Origin of the sequence: Rothia sp. HMSC069C10 (genome assembly GCF_001812205.1) — a bacterium.
Taxonomy (GTDB): Bacteria; Actinomycetota; Actinomycetes; order Actinomycetales; family Micrococcaceae; genus Rothia; species Rothia mucilaginosa.
In genome coordinates this window covers 56,362-72,408 of the sequence record NZ_KV808306.1, presented here as the reverse complement: position 1 = coordinate 72,408, position 16,047 = coordinate 56,362, and the positions used below count along the sequence as shown (strand labels likewise).

Here is a 16,047-nt window from a genome sequence, read left to right as displayed (position 1 = left end):
GTTCACTGTATGGTTTTTGGATAACAATCCAATAGGCAATAAAAAGAGCCCGCTTACGCGGGCTCTTTTGCTTTAACAGCTAAAGTTGGAAAAGGGGCAGACCCACGCGGGTCTGCCCCTTTTTTGTACCCTCAGAACCCCATGAATCTACCGGGCCCTCCAGAGAGGAGCGCACTGGGATAGAGTAGAACCATGCACTACCCCATGTTTTCCCACGCACCCGAGCAAATCGATCAGCAGCAACAGGCTAATGAAGAACGGACTGCGGCACTCTACGTAGAGAGCTCGCTGGAGCCTCACGAAGCATGGGCAGCACTCACCGAATACATTCACCTCTGGTGGCCCAGGCAGATCCTACAGAGCGAGGAAAGCCATATAGACCTCTCTACTGAGCTGCTGCTCGAAGAGACAGCAGACGGGGATATTATTCCTGTGGCACGCATTATCCAATGTGAGAATGAAGACGTCCTCACCATCGCACCCTACCCGGGTACATACCTGGGGCGCCTCATGGGAGTAGACGAAGATGCAGAAGAAAGCCTGAGCTTCATCCTGGATGCCCTAGCCCCGGAGACTGCAGAAGGACCGCTATCCCTACTCGAGATCAGTAGCGGCACCTACACAGGTCGTGAGGACGAGGAACTAGGAATCTACGAGGGACACGAAGAAGCGGCTGCGCTACTCATGGGCGCATACGCTCGCTTTATTGGATCTGAGCTCGAGAAAGAAGAACTCTAAAAGGTACATAATCAAAGGGCCTGCTCGACCCTGTAGAGTGGTATGTCATGAGCACACAGGAGCAGAACACCGCACAGCAGAAGGACGCACGCCCCATCTGGGCGCGGCTGCGCACTAAAGCTGTGGCAGAAGAGGCACAACCTCAGCGCTACAGCAAGACTGATGTGCTGAAGCAGAGCAATATCTGGTTCCGCAAACAGGGCGTACCCCTCATCATTCCTGCACGTCAGCGTGCTCTCGATGCGTTCCCCCGCTCCGTACCCTGGATCCTGTGGGCGAGTATCATGCACGTCTGCTATATCTTCCTACGCGATATCCTCATTCTCGTAGTTGATAACGCAAATGGTTCCCTCCCGGAATACATTAAAGCCATCACGACCAACACCGCGCTCAGCGATGAAGTGCTACCCATGCTGGTGCTCGGTGGTATCTTCCTCGTGATGCCGATAATCTCCGGTGTGTTCATTACTCTTGCCCATATACTCATGGTCCGCACCCCGCAGTGGGTTCAAATCACCACGGGTATTCTTACCGTACTTTTTGCCGGCATGCTCTTTGTCGCCAGTGTCTTTGAATCCAGCAGCCTCGACGGCCTCGACTTCGTCTACGACGGTTCCCAAGTATTCCCGCTCATCGTTGTGGGCATCTACCTCGCCATCTTCCTCGGCGTAGACACCATCCTAGGGTGGTCCTTCAAACATGCCATCCACCAGCTCGCCTCCCTGCCACCCATGATTGCGAAAGTACTACCCGTACTCATGGTGTCCGTGCTCTTCATCTTCGTGAACGCAGACCTCTGGAAGCTCGCCAACAGGCTCAGCTTCCCGCGCACCTGGGCTGTTCTGGGGCTCATGGGACTCCTCGCCGTGTTCGTGATCGTCACGACCTCCCTAGAGCGCACAGCGCGCCTTCTGGGCCGCAATAGAGGCGACGACATTGCAAGCTTTACCGAGAACGACTACGAACGCGCCGCGGCCCTCGAAGGGGGAATCTGGAACACCGTCCAAGACTGGGTCGAAGAGCAGAAAATCCTCGAACACCGACCCCTCAAAATTGCGTCCTGGGGCAACCTTATCATCATCCCTATGATTGGGCAGATTATTCAGGCGAGCCTCTTTATGTTGCTCGTCTTCGGGTTCTTCATGGGGTTCTCCTCCATCGCCATTAGCGACACCACCATCGAATCCTGGATGAGCATCAAACCCGAACACCTCAAAATCCTCGGCGTAGACACCAACATCAACGCCGTGGTCATCAAGGTGTCCATGATCGTTGCCGTGTTCTCCGGGCTCAGCTTCGTCGCAACCACCAGTAGCGACGAAAAATACGCCCGAAGCTTCCTCAAACCCATGATCGAGCGAATCAAGCACATCCTGGTTATTCGCGATATCTACCTGGGCCTGCTTACCATGCCCAAAAACGAGGTACTCATAACCCTCGAAGAGGAGAAGAGCGCGGAAAAGGAGACCGACAAGGCATAAAAGGGCTCCTCAGGGGGGTAGAAGCTAGTGGGTCGACAGGTTCATCGTCAGCAGATTGAACACCAGGTATGCCATCAGAAGTGCCGTCGCCCCATCCAAAACACGCCATGCCGAAGGACGCGCAAAGAGCGGACGAAGCAGACGCGAACCGTACCCCAGCCCCAAAAACCAGATAATACTACCGCAGCAGCACCCCAGGTAGTACCACCAACGGCCAGGATCGCCCTGGGCGTTCGCCAGCGAACCCAAAAGAATAGTCGTATCCAACCACGCCAGCGGATTCAAATACGTCACCGCCGCCGTGGTCAGCAGAGCCGCCTTCAACGACTGAGAATCGCCCTCCGCATCATCCACCACGATGGAATGCGGGGTAAACACACGCCGCCCAGCCTCAAAACCAAACCACGCCAAAAACGCCGCACCCACATAACGGAACACCTCAATGAACCACGGTGCCGCATCCAACAGAGCGCCCAGGCCCACCACGCCCAAGCCAATCATCAGAGCATCCGACAGAATGCAGAAAATAATGATTGGGGTAATATGCCGACCCAAAATACCCTGACGCAGCACAAAAGTTCCCTGGGCACCAATAGCCGCCACCAAAGAAATCGTGGTGGTAGCACCCAAAAACAGCAGGGAGAGGGATGCGGACATCGTGAAACTTTCTATGTTGATCAAATGGGGTATGAGCCCGCGTGCGTAGTGGCGGGTAACGACTCTCTTACTACCAGCTTGCCAGGCAAAAGCTCGCGACGCAGGGATGAAGCCTGCGTTAGCTGACGTGTGAAGTGCCAGAGATGAGAATACGGGAAAAAGGACCCTAAATCTATCTAAATATTTTCACACTGCGTAAGATATTCTTATGACACGTTTCAGTACCGACCAGCTCACCACCTTCGCCACCGTCATCGAATACGGCACCTTCGACGCGGCGGCAGATATCCTGCGAGTGAGCCCCTCCGCCATCTCCCAGCGCATCAAAGCCATGGAACAGATTGCCGGAAAAGTCCTGGTACGCCGAAGCAACCCCGTCACCCCCACCGACGCCGGACAAAGCGTACTGCGCATCGCCCGACAAAGCGAATTCCTGCAGCAAGAAATGGAACGCGAACTCATGGGCGCCGGCGGCTTCCAGAGCGTCTCCGTTGCCGTCAATGCCGACTCACTCGCCACCTGGTTCCTCGACGCCGTAGGAACCCTCAGCCGCGAAGACAGCATCTTCTGCGACCTGCGACGAGAAGGCGAATTCCACTCCTCCGCCATGCTCCGATCCGGAGAAGTCATGGCAGTCATCACCTCCAAGCCCGAAAAAATCCCCGGCTGCTCCGTTGAAACCCTCGGAGTGGCACGCTACTGGTGCGTCGCAACCCCCGACTACGTACAGCGATACCTACCCGGCTGGCCCAAGCGCGTAAGCCGCGAAGAGCTCAACCGTGCCCCCGTCGTCGAATACGACCGCAAAGACTTCGTGCAGGACGTAGCGCGAGTCCTCATTGAACAAGAAGTAGGTCTGGAGGCTGAAGAAACCTTCACCCAAAGCCCCACCATCTACATTCCCTCCTCCCCGGACTATGCGCGCGCCGTCAGCGCCGGTATCGCCTGGGGTCTCATTCCCGAAGCGCAATGCGCCGAAGAGCTCGCAAGCGGGCACCTCGTGAAGCTCGCCGCAACCCCCGTAGAATTCCCCCTCTACTGGCAGCGCTGGAACATCAACTCGCCCGTCATGGAAACCGTAACCCGCCGCGTCCACGAAGCGGCACGAGGCGACCTGATCTACTAGAAGAGGATGGCTCCGTGAGCTATATGGAACGCCACCAGGTGGCTCTCTACCTCGCCTCCATGGCCGTGGGAGGTGCCAGCGCGGGGCTGAGTGGGTGGAGCCTAGTTTCTGAGCAGCTCGTGCCCTACGCGCTCGGTGCGCTCCTGTGGACCAACTTCGCTCTCATGCCTCTAGTCGGCATGAGTGTCGGTCAGCATAAGAGGCTCGCTCGCACGGTCGTGCTGGTGGCTACCCTTGGAACCCCGATTCTAGTTGCGCCTCTGGTCTCCCTCTTCATTCCCGAGGGCGGCCCCATTGCTCTAGCCACGGTGATTGTTTTGCTGGCTCCATGCGTGGATTACGTTGTGGTTTTTGCGTGTATTGCTGGAGGGGAATATCGCGGTTTGCTGGCGACAACGCCCTATCTTCTTGGTACCCAAATCGTTTCTATTCCATTCTGGACTAGTGCGTATGCATATATAGGAATATTAGATATTGGGGTGGTGGGAGAAATATTCCCCCTTCCCACCGAAAGCTACCTCAGCTTGGCACCGCTCATCGTGCCCCTGATAGCCGCCTACCTCGTGCAACGCTGGTCAACCCGCTCACCGCAGCGTCAACAAGCCTACGAACGAGTACGCACCATGAGCGATACCGCGATGATTCCCCTCATGTGCCTGCTCCTTGCTCTCATGTGCTCCGCCTACACCCCGGCGGTACTGAACGAAACGCAGCTCATTCCCCGACTCGCCGGACTCTACCTCACCTACGCCATCCTCGCAGGAGGTGCCGCCTGGTGCCTCAGCAAGGTGATGGGACGACCGGAACGCATCTCCGTAACCTTCAGCGCTGTCACCCGCAACGCCCTCATCATCTACCCCGTCGTCGCGCTCTGCGCACAACGCCTGGCACACAACGGGAACCCCGAAGCGAGCCTCATGGGCGCCACCGTACTCACCCAAACCCTCACCGAGCTGCTCATCATGGTCGCCATGACCGCAATCTTCCGAGTAAGAACTAAAGACAGGTAGCGTGCAGGATCTCTAACCCCAGCTCCTGCCAAACAGGCGAAACATACAGAGAGGCGGCCGCCCCACACGGGACGACCGCCTCTCTATAAGCTCTAACGCCTAAGCCCTAGTGCCTAAGTCTTAACGTCTAAGTCTTAACGCCAGCGAGTCATCATCAGCATGCTCACCATCATGGCGCCCACACCAACACTCACATTCCACATACCCAGATCAGGAATCGGGAACAGGCCCTGCGTAATGTAGAAAACAATAATCCACAGAATGCCCACCGCCAACAGCGAGAACATAATCACGCGGTACCACAACGGAGTCTGCTCCTTCAGCTGCGTGCCGCTCTCCATCTCACGAGCAATCTCACGCAGACGCAGCTCGCTCGCATCCTCCACCTCAGACTTAGCAGACTTCTGAGACTTCTTCTTGGACGATGCCTTAGCCGAGTTGGTCGACATACTTCCTCCGCTTATTGTTGTATGGGTAACCTAAAAATATATGTTCACACCTATCTTTGCAGACTTACGGGATGATTTCACCTTCTCCCCGCGTTGAAAGATAAGGAACGCCACCCGGCGCCCAAGAACATACATAACCCAGAAGACAAAGGAGACCGCATGAGTCAAGGAACGGCACCCACCGCAGAGCGCCGCCCCCGCAGCGTGCTGCACTGGGTCATCCAGATTACAGGCGAACTCCTCATCACCATCGGAGTCGTACTGCTCCTCTTCGTCGCATGGCAGCTTTGGTGGACCAACATCGACGCCGACCGCACCCAATCCCAAGCCGTCAGCACCCTCGTTCAGGAGTTCGACTCCAATCCCGGCGAACCCGTCCCCGACTGGGACCCCAACACCCCTCCCGCCGGTCTGAGCGAACCCGGCCACGGTGAAGTCTTCGGCGTCGTCTACATCCCCAAGTTCGGATCCGACTACCAGCGCCCCGCAACCCAGGGCACCAGCTCCGACGTGCTTGACTCCCTCGGCCTCGGCCACTACGAAGGAAGCGCCATGCCCGGCCAGGTCGGCAATTTCTCCCTCGCAGGACACCGCCAAACCCGCGGCAAAGTCCTCAACGACATCGACCTGCTCACCGAAGGCGACCACATCTACGTGCGCACCAAAGACGGCTACTACACCTACACCGTCTACAGCCACGAAATCGTGCAGCCCGACCAGGTAGAAGTCATCGAACCCGTCCCCGGACAGCCCGGCGTAGCACCCACCGAGCGCCTCCTGACGCTCACCACCTGCCACCCGCGCTACGGTGACACCGAACGATACATTGTCCACGCCCGCCTCGAATCCTGGCGGCCCGCCGCAGCCGGAGCGCCCGCAGAAATTGCCGCCTCCGTCGCAAAATCCTAAATCTGAGAGGAAAAGCAGATGTACGCATGGATTTTCCGCCACCTCCCCGGCCCCCTGTGGGTTCGCATCATTATCGCCATCGTGCTGATACTCGCCGTAGTCTACCTGCTCATGGAATTCGTCTTCCCCCACTTCGCAGAGTACGGCCCCTTCAACCTGAACGTCACCATCAACCATTAGCGCTAAGGACGTGCCATGACCCGCATCCTTGTTATCGACAACTACGACAGCTTCGTCTTCACCCTCGTCGGCTACATCCAGCAGCTCGGCGCTGAAACCACCGTCATCCGTAACGACGAATACGAACTCGACGAAGTCATCAAGCTCGCCGAAGAACACGACGGCGTGCTCGTCTCTCCCGGCCCCGGTGCCCCCGCAGAGGCAGGCGTCATCATCGACACCATCCGCTGGGCCGCGGAAGCGAAGAAGCCGCTGCTGGGCGTCTGCCTGGGCCACCAGGCTATTGCTGAGGCATTCGGCGGCACCGTCACCCACGCCCCCGAGCTGATGCACGGCAAGACCTCGCAGCTGGTGCACGATAACGTCTCCGTGTTCAAGGACGTGCCCTGCCCCTTCACCGCGACCCGCTACCACTCCCTGGCGGTTGTACCCGAAACCATGCCCGACGTCCTGGAAACCACCTCCACGACCGACAACGGCATCATCATGGGCCTGCGCCACCGTGAAGCCCCCATGCACGGCGTGCAGTTCCACCCCGAATCGGTCCTGACCGAAAGCGGATACCTCATGCTCGGCAACTGGCTCGAAGAAACCGGCCTGCAGGGCGCCGCAGAACGCTCTAAGAGCCTCTCACCCCTCATGGCCTAGCCCTTCTAGCCTTTAGAGCCCTCAGTGGCTTATATCGCCTCCAGAAGCCCCGTAGCAGTCACGCTACAGGGAAGCTGGAGGCGATAGCTCTATCTGGCCCGTAGCCGCGAGCAAGCCCCGGTACACGAACAAAGCACACAGACAGACACACGGGCAGATACACGAAAGGGGCGGCGCCCCACACCCAACGGTGTGGAGCGCCGCCCCTTTATCGTAGCTAGCCGCTAGAACCCCTTAGCGGGCATTCGCGTTAGCGTTTGCGTTGTTCGCATTGGCATTGGTATTCGCGTTATTACCCTGAATCGTACGGGTACCCGCAGTAGCGGACGCAGCCGGTGCCGGAGTAGCCGTAGCGGTAGAACGCTGCTGGTTCTGGTTGCCAGTGGTAGCGTTCTGGTTACCGGTCGATGCAGCCGGCTGAGTAGCCTGCTGGGTAGCCTGACGCTGCTGGTTCTGGTTGCCAGTAGTAGCGTTCTGGTTACCGGTCGATGCAGCCGGCTGAGTAGCCTGCTGAGTCGGTGCAGTCGTCTGAGTCGGAGTAGCCGCCACACGAATCGTCACGGTGCTGTTCTGAGCCACCAGAGTACCCGCCGCAGAGCTCTGCGAAAGCACGGTACCAGCAGGACGCTCATTGGTCTGAACGGTCTCAATGTTGGTGTTCAGCAGAACATCCTGAGCAGTCAGAGCAGCAATAGCCTGATCCTTGGTCAGACCCACCAGCGAGGGGACCTTCACCTTACCGGAGGACAGGACGATGTTCACGGTGCTACCAGCCTCAACGGTCTGAGCACCCTTATCATCGGTCGAGCCCTTCTCCGGGGAAAGCTCCACAACCATACCGGCAGGAACGGAAGCGCTCTCCACAGTGGAGACGCGGCCATCCACCAGACCCAGGTCCTTCAGAGCGTTACGGACATACGCCTCACTCTGACCCTGCAGGTTATCCGGCAGCTTGACCTTCTCCGGACCACTCGAAACGGTCACAGTCACGGTCGAACCCTTGTTAACCTTCGAGCCAACACCCGGCTCGACGCTAATCACGTCACCCTTCTTGATGTTGTCAGAGTAAGCCGTACGGTAATCCAGCACGAAGCCCAAGTTACGCAGCTGGTTATCGGCATCATCGCGGGAAACATTCACCACAGCCGGAACCGAAACCTGCGGAACCTCGTTCAGCTTGTTCTGGTAGTACAGCACCGAGCCGACACTGAAGACCAGCAGAGCCGCAATCAGAGTACCCACGAGGAAACGAACCCACGCACGCTTACGCGGCGAAGACTCATCGTACTCCGCGTACTCCTCATCCTCGTACAGCTCTTCATCGTCCTCATACTCGAAGAAGCCGTTAAGACCGCCGTCCTCCACCGAAGCCTCAGTGATCGAGGTGGTGTACGGGGCGTAGTCATCACCCAGGGAGGCGGTAGTTGCCGAAGGAACGAAAGCAGTAGTCATCGCTGCATCCTGAACCACGGTCTCTTCACCCGGGCGAACAACCGACACCAGAGCCTGAGCGAACTCAGCCGCGCTCTGATAACGCTCATCCGGGTTCTTCGCCAGACCCTTCAGAATCACAGCATCCAGACCCGCCGGAACCTCAAGCGGGGTGAACTTGCTCGGAGGCTCAGGAGTGTCAGAGAGGTGCTTAGCAGCCAGGTCAACATTCGACTCAGCATCGAACGGAGAACGACCAGCAATCATCTCGTAAATCACGCAGGCAGCAGAGTACAGGTCGCTACGGGCGTCAACATCCTTGCCGCTCACCTGCTCAGGGGACATGTAGCGTGCGCTACCCATCACCACGTTAGCCTTGGTCAGCGCCTCGCCAGCTTCCTCAATGGCACGGGAAATACCGAAATCCATGACCTTAATCTGGCCGGGCTGACCCTTAGCGATATCCTCGCTGGTACGCTCCAGCACCATAATATTCGCCGGCTTAATGTCGCGGTGAATAATGCCCATCGAGTGGCTGTACTGCAAAGCACCCAGCAGCTGCTCGGAATAACCCAAAGCATCACGGACCGGCAGGTGGCCGCCACGGGACAGGATGGAACGAAGAGTGTGACCCTCCACGTACTCCATCACGATATAAGGAATAGCGGTGCCCTCATCCGAAGAATCAGACTCCTTGCCATCCTGCGAGGGGTTGTACGAACCGGTGTCATAGACAGCAACAATCGCAGGATTGTTCAGAGACGCCACAGCCTCCGCCTCACGCTTAAAGCGTGCGCGGAACGTATCGTCCTGGGCCTGCTCCGGGCGCAGAATCTTAAGCGCAACCTTGCGGCCGAGGCGAGTATCCTCAGCAGCATAAACGGTTGCCATCGCACCGGTACCGATTACCTCGAGTACCTTGTAACGGTTATCAACCGTGTCGGGAACCGACAGGTCCATAAGTTCTCCTGGATCACTAAGACTAAAACTAAATCAAAACGTAGGGGCTAACGCGCCGACGCAGAAGCGGAAGCAGAAGCCGACGCAGACGGTGCAGCAGAAGCGCTCGCACTCGAACCCCTACCCGAACTGGAAGAGGCCACATACATGTCTACATTACTACCAACCGTGACCTTGGTGCCAGATGAGGGGGTAGTACGAAGCACCGTACCGGGGGCCGCAGTGTCCGAATTCTCATAATGCAGAGAAACGTTCACACCCAGAGCGGCAACAGCCTTCGATGCCTCGTCAACGTTCTTACCCTCAAGGTTCGACGGCAAAGTCACCGACTTCGGACCGGTCGAATAGCGAACAGTCACGCTATTACCCTGTTCCAAAGTACCCGTCGGAGAAACCGAAATCACCGTGTTCTCCGGCTGAGTCGACTCAACACCCTCAGTCTTGGGGGACAAGCCAAGGTTCTTCAGCTCGTTCACCGCATCCTGCAGTTCACGACCCTCATAGTTAATCGCGTTGATGGTCACCTTCTGCTTTGCAGCACGGGCAGAAGCAGACTCAGTCGGCTCCACCGTCGAAACGGTACCCGTGTTCGTCGGAACAACAGACGAAGAAGCGCTCGGAACCGGATCAGTCGAACCGCCACCACTATTGGAGGAGAGGACCGTCCAAATACCGCCAGCAATCAGCACGATTGCCAGAAGCAGAGCAACCCACATCCACACGTTCGATCCACGCTTAGCCGGAGGGGCAACAGCAGCCTTCACACGACCCGAAGCTGGACGCATGGTCTGCGCACCCGTACGAGGAATAGGCGCCGTCGTCGGCTCCGGCGAGAAACGACCACCAGAACCAAAACGCGGAGTAGCAGAAGCGCTAATCGGCTCCGCCGCCACATCCATCGCAGTCATAGCGACAGTACCGTCGTCAGCATTCTCCTCAGCCAAGAACTGCGCCAGCGGAGGAACAGCCTTCACCGCTGCCTTCAGATCGCGGCGACGAATTGCATCCACCGCAGACGCTAGAGCGGTCGCATCCTTAGGACGCTGAGCCGGGTCCTTCGCCAACAAGCACATGATGAGCGCACGAGCAGGAGCCGGGATGGTCTCCGGAAGCGGCGGCGGCGGATCATTCACCTGAGCCAAAGCAATCGCAATCTGCGACTCACCCGTAAACGGACGACGACCAACCAGGCACTCATAACCAATAATGCCCAACGAGTACATATCCGAAGACGCGGTAGCCGCCTGACCGGTTGCCTGTTCCGGCGCCAAATACTGGGCAGTGCCCATCACCTGGCCGGTAGCCGTCAACGGCACCTGGTTAGCCAGACGAGCAATACCGAAATCGGTCACCTTCACACGGTCATCCGGAGTGATGATGAGGTTACCCGGCTTCACGTCACGATGCACCAGACCCTGCGAATGAGCCGCAGCCAACGCGCGAGCGGTCTGAGCAATGAAGTTCAGAATACGGTCCGGCGGCAGGGTAGTCTCATGCTCGATGATGCTCGAAAGCGGATTACCCGGCACCAGTTCCATGACCAGGTACGCGGAGTTGTCCTCCTCACCGTAGTCAAAAACATTCGCTACGCCGGGGTGGTTCAACAGCGCCGTATTACGGGCCTCAGCGCGGAAACGCTCCAAGAAGCCCGGGTCACCGGTGTACTCCTCCTTGAGGATCTTGACCGCAACGATGCGCCCAAGCACCTTGTCGCGAGCTTTCCACACCTCGCCCATACCGCCAATCGCGATACGTTCGGTTAAGGTGTAGCGCCCGCCCAAAGTGATATCAGCCGCAGGCCTCACTTGTTCAACACCGCCTCAAAGAGTTGCTTACTAGTACTGGTTGCCAACTGGGCACCGGTCGCCACGTCAATATCCTCATAAACCACAGCAATCGCAATCTGAGGATCATCAGCCGGCGCGAAACCGGTAAACCAAGAATTATTCAAACCTGCCGTGGTCTCCGCGGTACCGGTCTTACCCGCCACCTTCACACCGGAGACACCAGCATTACGTGCAATACCATTATCAACCGCATTCACCATCCACTGCTTCACCTGGTTGGCAATTTCAGGGCTAGTGGACGTACGCAGCTTCTCAGGAGAGAACTCCTGCAAAGTGCTCAGGTTGCTGGTCTTCACCGAACGAATCAGGTTCGGCTTCATCTGCACGCCGCCATTCGCAATCGCCGCAGAAGTCATCGCCACCTGCAACGGAGTGGTCTTCACGTCGTACTGACCAATCGCCGACTGAGCCAGCTGGCTCTGCGTCAGATTCGACGGGAAAGACGACTTAGAAACCGTCAAAGGAATCTTCAAATCCTGGCCGTAACCAAAATTCTCAGCGGTCTTCGCGATACGCTCCTGACCCAGATCCATTGCAATCTGCGCAAACGGCGTATTGCAGGACTGAGCCAAAGCCCACTCAATCGTCGCCTGAGTGCGGGTTGAACACTGACCGCCCGTATAGTTCGGCAGGGTAATGTTCGTGCCCGGCAGCGGCAACTGCGCGGGGTTCGGAATGACCGAGGATGCGTTGTACTTGCCGGATTCCAGAGCCGCCACCGCATCAATAATCTTGAAGGTCGAACCCGGCGAATAGGTGTTACCCGCAATCGCACGGTTAAACAGGGGGCTGTCCTCGTCAGAAGTCAGCGCCTGGTAATTCGCCAGAACCGAAGAGCTCGTATGAGCCGACAGAAGATTCGGATCATAGGACGGCGAAGAAGCCATCGCCAGAATCTCACCGGTCTTCGGGTTCAACGCCACCACAGCACCCTTACGGCCCTGCAGTGCGTTGTAGGCAATGTCCTGAAGCTTCGAATTAATCGTCAGCTCCACGCTAGCGCCCTGCGCGGAAGAACCGCTAAACAGCTGCGCCACACGGTCGTAGAACTGGCTATCGCTCGTGCCGGCAAGCTCCTTATCGAGTGCCGCTTCCAGCCCGGTCGCGCCATAAATCGTGGAGAAGTAACCGGTCAGAGCCGCATACTTGAGCGGGTGGTTGTACACACGCTGGTAGTTGTACTCATCATCGGACTTCACCGACGAAGCAATCTCCGTACCGTCAACCACAATCGAACCACGTGCCGAACCGTAATTGTCGTAGAGCGCTCGAGAATTCCACTGATTATTCATCAGCGTCTTCGAATCGAAGAACTGAATATAGCTGAGGGTACCCATCAGCAGGACAAACACGCACGCGGCAGACATCCACATGCGGCGAATAGCCCTATCCATTCTTCTCACCTCCAGAATCCTTAGCCGTAATACGCGCCAGAACGCTAGTAGCACCCTCCGGCTCGTAGCTAGTGTCCGCATGGTCAATACCCTGCGGAGCATCATAACCAGCCACCAGGTGAGGTGCGCGGGCACTATGAGAAATAGACAACCACAGCGCCACAATAATCCAGTTAGCCACCAACGAGGAGCCACCGGCAGACATGAAAGGAGTCGTCAGACCAGTCAGCGGAATCAAACGAGTCACGCCGCCAATCACCACGAACAGCTGCAGAACCATGACCGTAGACAGACCGGCAGCCAACAGCTTGCCGAAACCATCACGAGTACCCAACGCTGCACGGTAACCGCGCGAAACCAGAAGCATGAACATCATCAGGATGGCACCCAGACCAACCAGGCCCAGCTCCTCACCCAACGAGGAAATAATCATGTCCGAATTAGCGTACGGGACGAGGTTCGCGCGGCCCTGACCCCAACCGCGGCCAAAAAGACCGCCGTAAGCCAGACCGAAAACGCCCTGCAGAATCTGACCCGAACCGCCAGGAGACGCCTGGTAAATCTCCGGATCAAAAGCATGCACCCACGCATAAATACGGGCGTGCACGTGCGAGACATAGTGGTACGCGAAATAGCCACCCACAGCCATACCGATACCCGCAACCACCAGCCACGAAATACGGCCGGTCGACAGGTACAGCATCGCCATGAACAGGCCAAAGAACATAATCGCCGAACCAAGATCCTTCTGGAACACCAGAACACCCAGGCTCACAATCCACGCCAAGAACACCGGCGCCAAATCACGCAGACGCGGCAGATTGATAGGGCCGATGCGGCGGCCAGCCACCAGAATCAGGTCACGGTGCGTCGCCAAATAGCCGGCGAAGAAAATCGCCAAAGTAATCTTCGCGACCTCACCCGGCTGGAACGTACGGTTACCGATATGAATCCAAATACGAGCACCATTGAGCTCCATACCCAGACCCGGAACCAGCGGCATGATGAGCAGAATCATCGACAGCACCAGCGAGGTGTATGTGACCTTACGCAGCAGGCGGTAATCCCTGAGCACGAACACGATAATCGCGCACAGCACCATCGACACGCCGGTCCACATCAGCTGACCATCACCCACCGGAGCCGCAATCTGCGGATCCAGACGATAAATCATGGTCAAACCAATACCGTTCAACGCCACCACCAGCGGCAGAATAAACGGATCAGCATAACGCGCGCGGAACTGCATGACCAGGTGAATCAGAAGAGCGCCGGCACCCAGCACCACTGTGCACGGCAACCACTGGCTCTTCGAGGTATCAAAAGCATGCTCCGGATCAATCAGATACATACCGAACGAGCTGATACCCACCGCCAAAACCAGCAGCAGAAGCTCCGTGAAACGGCGTGCACGAGGCGCATCCGACTCACGACGGAACGAGAACTTAGCCATTATTCTCACCGCCTACCGCAGCAGGAGCCTCCGAAGAAGCCTGCTCAGGAGTCGGGGATGCCGAATCAGAGCCCGGTGCCCCAGATCTCGGAGCCTCACTAGGCGCCACAGAGCTCGGGGAAGCAGAAGCCGAAGCCGAGGCAGAAGCAGAAGCAGCGACCTGCTCAGCCTTCTCACGCGTCTGATCCGCTTGAGTCTTCAAACGAGACACAATCTGGTGCGCATCATCCAGGTCCTTCGCCGTAATCGCATTACGCAACAAAGAACGCGTATGATCGCTCAGCTCACTCGTGGGAATATCGGTATTCTCCACCACGTGAGAAAGGCGAATCGGACCCAACGCATGCGGAATACCGTTGTACACCGCAACCGTGCCGTCACTCTCACCCACATAGTAGCTACGCTCCACATAGCGCAGACCGGTCCACGAAGCCAACGTCAAAACAGCCGCAACCAGCAGAGCAATGAACAGGCGAATCGGCCACGATCGCGGACGCGAACGCTCCTCAGCGTCCTCAGCAATCAGCTCCTCCAGCTCAGCCGGCAGGGCCGCCTCATCAGACTCAACCTTCAACGGCACACGCTGAGCCACCGTCGCACGATGCTCCAGGGTACGAGAAGTCACCGCCGGAATCATGCCGGTCTCAGTAGCCACCGAAGCGGCACCGACCAGCTGATGCGGGCGGGAACCCAACTCGCTACGCAAAATCGCAGCGTTCGTAAGAGCCGCATCCACGGCGTTATCGTACGTACCGATATGGTGACGCACCGCCCCAGAACCGCTGTGCAACAGGGTGCCAGAGAAGTCACGAGCACGACGGAAACGGCGCAACGACCGACGATGATGCTCATCAGAGTCCTCATCATGGTGCGCACCCAAAAGAGCCTCAGCGGCCTCAGCCGTGGCAGCAACCTCGGGAAGCTTCTGAGTGTTCGTGCTGACCTCCTGCTCCGCCACAATCGAATCAGGCAGAGCAGACTCAGGCAGGCTCGAAGGACCCACCGGCTCATCCACCGGCAGAACCTCACGGTCAATCACCTGCAGGGACACAACCGTCACGTTATCCGGAGCGCCACGCTCCAAAGTCATCGCAATCAGAGTGTCAGCAATCTCAGACAAATCATCAGTAGAACGCATCACCTGCTCAATCTCCGATAGGGACACCACAGCATCCAAACCGTCAGAAGAGAGTACCCAGCGCTCGCCGGGAACAGCGTCCAGAGTCTTCAACTCCAGCTCAGGGGACGCGTCAACGTCACCCAGAACGCGCATAATCACGTTCTTATGCGGGTGGTTCTCCGCCTCCTGCGGGGTAATACGACCCTCATTGAGCAGACGCTGCACAAACGTATGGTCAGTAGAAATCTGCTCAAACTCACCATCAGCACCCGGGCGCAGACGATACGCACGCGAGTCACCAATATGAGCCAGCTCAATACAATCGCCATCAATCAGCAGGGCAGTACAGGTCGTACCCATACCCGCCAGCTGCGGGTCATTCGCCGCCAGCTCATTAATAATCAGGTTCGCACTCTGAATCTCATCAGCCAGATAAACGCCGCCAGTACCATCCTCAAAATCAGGGTGATCAAGCGGAGTCAGATTCAGAACCGTCGTAGCCGACGCGACATCGCCGCCCACGTGGCCGCCCATACCGTCAGCAACGACAGCAAGGAAACGACCACCGTAGCCGGAGTCATCATTCTTCGAGCGTTTCAGACCCGTATCAGAGCGGGCCTCAAAACGAAAAGCAATCTTCATAC

Annotated in this window: 14 protein-coding genes; 7 read left to right on the top strand and 7 right to left on the bottom strand. The window is 57.5% G+C overall.

The window, feature by feature from the left end; all coding sequences use genetic code 11:
• Positions 1-204 precede the first annotated feature (204 nt).
• Positions 205-738: a GTPase gene (locus HMPREF2842_RS09025; protein WP_246823251.1), complete on the top strand. Its 534-nt coding sequence runs from the start codon at positions 205-207 to the stop codon at positions 736-738.
• A gap of 47 nt (positions 739-785) precedes the next feature.
• Positions 786-2,219 carry a D-mannonate dehydratase gene (locus HMPREF2842_RS09020; RefSeq protein WP_070644392.1) on the top strand — a complete coding sequence of 478 codons (1,434 nt, stop codon included), beginning with the start codon at positions 786-788 and terminating at the stop codon, positions 2,217-2,219.
• A 24-nt stretch (positions 2,220-2,243) separates the two neighbouring features.
• On the opposite strand, the gene HMPREF2842_RS09015 is transcribed toward HMPREF2842_RS09020, so the two are convergent.
• On the bottom strand, positions 2,244-2,876 hold the full coding sequence (locus HMPREF2842_RS09015) for a LysE/ArgO family amino acid transporter (RefSeq protein ID WP_070633872.1): 633 nt from the start codon (positions 2,874-2,876) through the stop codon (positions 2,244-2,246).
• A 208-nt stretch (positions 2,877-3,084) separates the two neighbouring features.
• On the opposite strand from HMPREF2842_RS09015, the gene HMPREF2842_RS09010 reads away from it, so the two are divergent.
• Positions 3,085-4,002, top strand: a complete 918-nt coding sequence (locus HMPREF2842_RS09010) for a LysR family transcriptional regulator ArgP (RefSeq protein ID WP_070633873.1) — start codon at positions 3,085-3,087, stop codon at positions 4,000-4,002.
• A gap of 14 nt (positions 4,003-4,016) precedes the next feature.
• Complete coding sequence (locus tag HMPREF2842_RS09005) at positions 4,017-5,012, top strand: hypothetical protein (protein WP_070633874.1); 996 nt, start codon at positions 4,017-4,019, stop codon at positions 5,010-5,012.
• A 134-nt stretch (positions 5,013-5,146) separates the two neighbouring features.
• Here HMPREF2842_RS09005 and HMPREF2842_RS09000 read toward each other — a convergent pair whose 3' ends face one another.
• Entirely contained in the window at positions 5,147-5,461 is a 315-nt protein-coding gene (locus HMPREF2842_RS09000; protein WP_005507388.1) for a cell division protein CrgA, read from the bottom strand.
• 159 nt (positions 5,462-5,620) lie between these two features.
• On the opposite strand from HMPREF2842_RS09000, the gene HMPREF2842_RS08995 reads away from it, so the two are divergent.
• Genes HMPREF2842_RS08995 through HMPREF2842_RS08990 form a run of 3 tightly spaced genes read left to right on the top strand, consistent with a single transcriptional unit; the run spans position 5,621 to position 7,198 of the window.
• Positions 5,621-6,370 (top strand): class E sortase, encoded by a 750-nt coding sequence (locus HMPREF2842_RS08995; RefSeq protein WP_049345744.1) that lies wholly within the window; start codon positions 5,621-5,623, stop codon positions 6,368-6,370.
• 18 nt (positions 6,371-6,388) lie between these two features.
• Positions 6,389-6,550: a hypothetical protein gene (locus HMPREF2842_RS09280; protein WP_005507386.1), complete on the top strand. Its 162-nt coding sequence runs from the start codon at positions 6,389-6,391 to the stop codon at positions 6,548-6,550.
• A gap of 15 nt (positions 6,551-6,565) precedes the next feature.
• Positions 6,566-7,198, top strand: coding sequence for an aminodeoxychorismate/anthranilate synthase component II (locus HMPREF2842_RS08990; protein ID WP_049354380.1), 633 nt, complete (start codon positions 6,566-6,568; stop codon positions 7,196-7,198).
• Between the two features lie 234 nt (positions 7,199-7,432).
• Here HMPREF2842_RS08990 and pknB read toward each other — a convergent pair whose 3' ends face one another.
• Genes pknB through HMPREF2842_RS08965 form a run of 5 tightly spaced genes read right to left on the bottom strand, consistent with a single transcriptional unit; the run spans position 7,433 to position 16,045 of the window.
• Complete coding sequence (gene pknB, locus HMPREF2842_RS08985; protein WP_049354379.1) at positions 7,433-9,589, bottom strand: Stk1 family PASTA domain-containing Ser/Thr kinase; 2,157 nt, start codon at positions 9,587-9,589, stop codon at positions 7,433-7,435.
• A 47-nt stretch (positions 9,590-9,636) separates the two neighbouring features.
• Positions 9,637-11,394 carry a protein kinase domain-containing protein gene (locus HMPREF2842_RS08980; protein ID WP_070505496.1) on the bottom strand — a complete coding sequence of 586 codons (1,758 nt, stop codon included), beginning with the start codon at positions 11,392-11,394 and terminating at the stop codon, positions 9,637-9,639.
• The gene (locus HMPREF2842_RS08975; protein WP_070644389.1) at positions 11,391-12,830 is read right to left on the bottom strand and encodes a peptidoglycan D,D-transpeptidase FtsI family protein; all 1,440 of its coding nucleotides are present in this window, start codon (positions 12,828-12,830) and stop codon (positions 11,391-11,393) included. The genes HMPREF2842_RS08980 and HMPREF2842_RS08975 overlap by 4 nt, the downstream gene beginning before the upstream one ends.
• The gene (locus HMPREF2842_RS08970; protein WP_049354376.1) at positions 12,823-14,283 is read right to left on the bottom strand and encodes an FtsW/RodA/SpoVE family cell cycle protein; all 1,461 of its coding nucleotides are present in this window, start codon (positions 14,281-14,283) and stop codon (positions 12,823-12,825) included. The genes HMPREF2842_RS08975 and HMPREF2842_RS08970 overlap by 8 nt, the downstream gene beginning before the upstream one ends.
• Positions 14,276-16,045 (bottom strand): PP2C family protein-serine/threonine phosphatase, encoded by a 1,770-nt coding sequence (locus HMPREF2842_RS08965; protein ID WP_070644387.1) that lies wholly within the window; start codon positions 16,043-16,045, stop codon positions 14,276-14,278. The genes HMPREF2842_RS08970 and HMPREF2842_RS08965 overlap by 8 nt, the downstream gene beginning before the upstream one ends.
• Positions 16,046-16,047 lie beyond the last annotated feature (2 nt).

Bases quoted from the DNA above. Each gene is read 5' to 3' on its own strand.
- HMPREF2842_RS09025 (WP_246823251.1), top strand. From the start codon at position 205: ATGTTTTCCCACGCACCCGAGCAAATCGATCAGCAGCAACAGGCTAAT.
- HMPREF2842_RS09020 (WP_070644392.1), top strand. From the start codon at position 786: ATGAGCACACAGGAGCAGAACACCGCACAGCAGAAGGACGCACGCCCC.
- HMPREF2842_RS09015 (WP_070633872.1), bottom strand. From the start codon at position 2,876: ATGTCCGCATCCCTCTCCCTGCTGTTTTTGGGTGCTACCACCACGATT.
- HMPREF2842_RS09010 (WP_070633873.1), top strand. From the start codon at position 3,085: ATGACACGTTTCAGTACCGACCAGCTCACCACCTTCGCCACCGTCATC.
- HMPREF2842_RS09000 (WP_005507388.1), bottom strand. From the start codon at position 5,461: ATGTCGACCAACTCGGCTAAGGCATCGTCCAAGAAGAAGTCTCAGAAG.
- HMPREF2842_RS08995 (WP_049345744.1), top strand. From the start codon at position 5,621: ATGAGTCAAGGAACGGCACCCACCGCAGAGCGCCGCCCCCGCAGCGTG.
- HMPREF2842_RS09280 (WP_005507386.1), top strand. From the start codon at position 6,389: ATGTACGCATGGATTTTCCGCCACCTCCCCGGCCCCCTGTGGGTTCGC.
- HMPREF2842_RS08990 (WP_049354380.1), top strand. From the start codon at position 6,566: ATGACCCGCATCCTTGTTATCGACAACTACGACAGCTTCGTCTTCACC.
- pknB (WP_049354379.1), bottom strand. From the start codon at position 9,589: ATGGACCTGTCGGTTCCCGACACGGTTGATAACCGTTACAAGGTACTC.
- HMPREF2842_RS08975 (WP_070644389.1), bottom strand. From the start codon at position 12,830: ATGGATAGGGCTATTCGCCGCATGTGGATGTCTGCCGCGTGCGTGTTT.
- HMPREF2842_RS08970 (WP_049354376.1), bottom strand. From the start codon at position 14,283: ATGGCTAAGTTCTCGTTCCGTCGTGAGTCGGATGCGCCTCGTGCACGC.
- HMPREF2842_RS08965 (WP_070644387.1), bottom strand. From the start codon at position 16,045: ATGAAGATTGCTTTTCGTTTTGAGGCCCGCTCTGATACGGGTCTGAAA.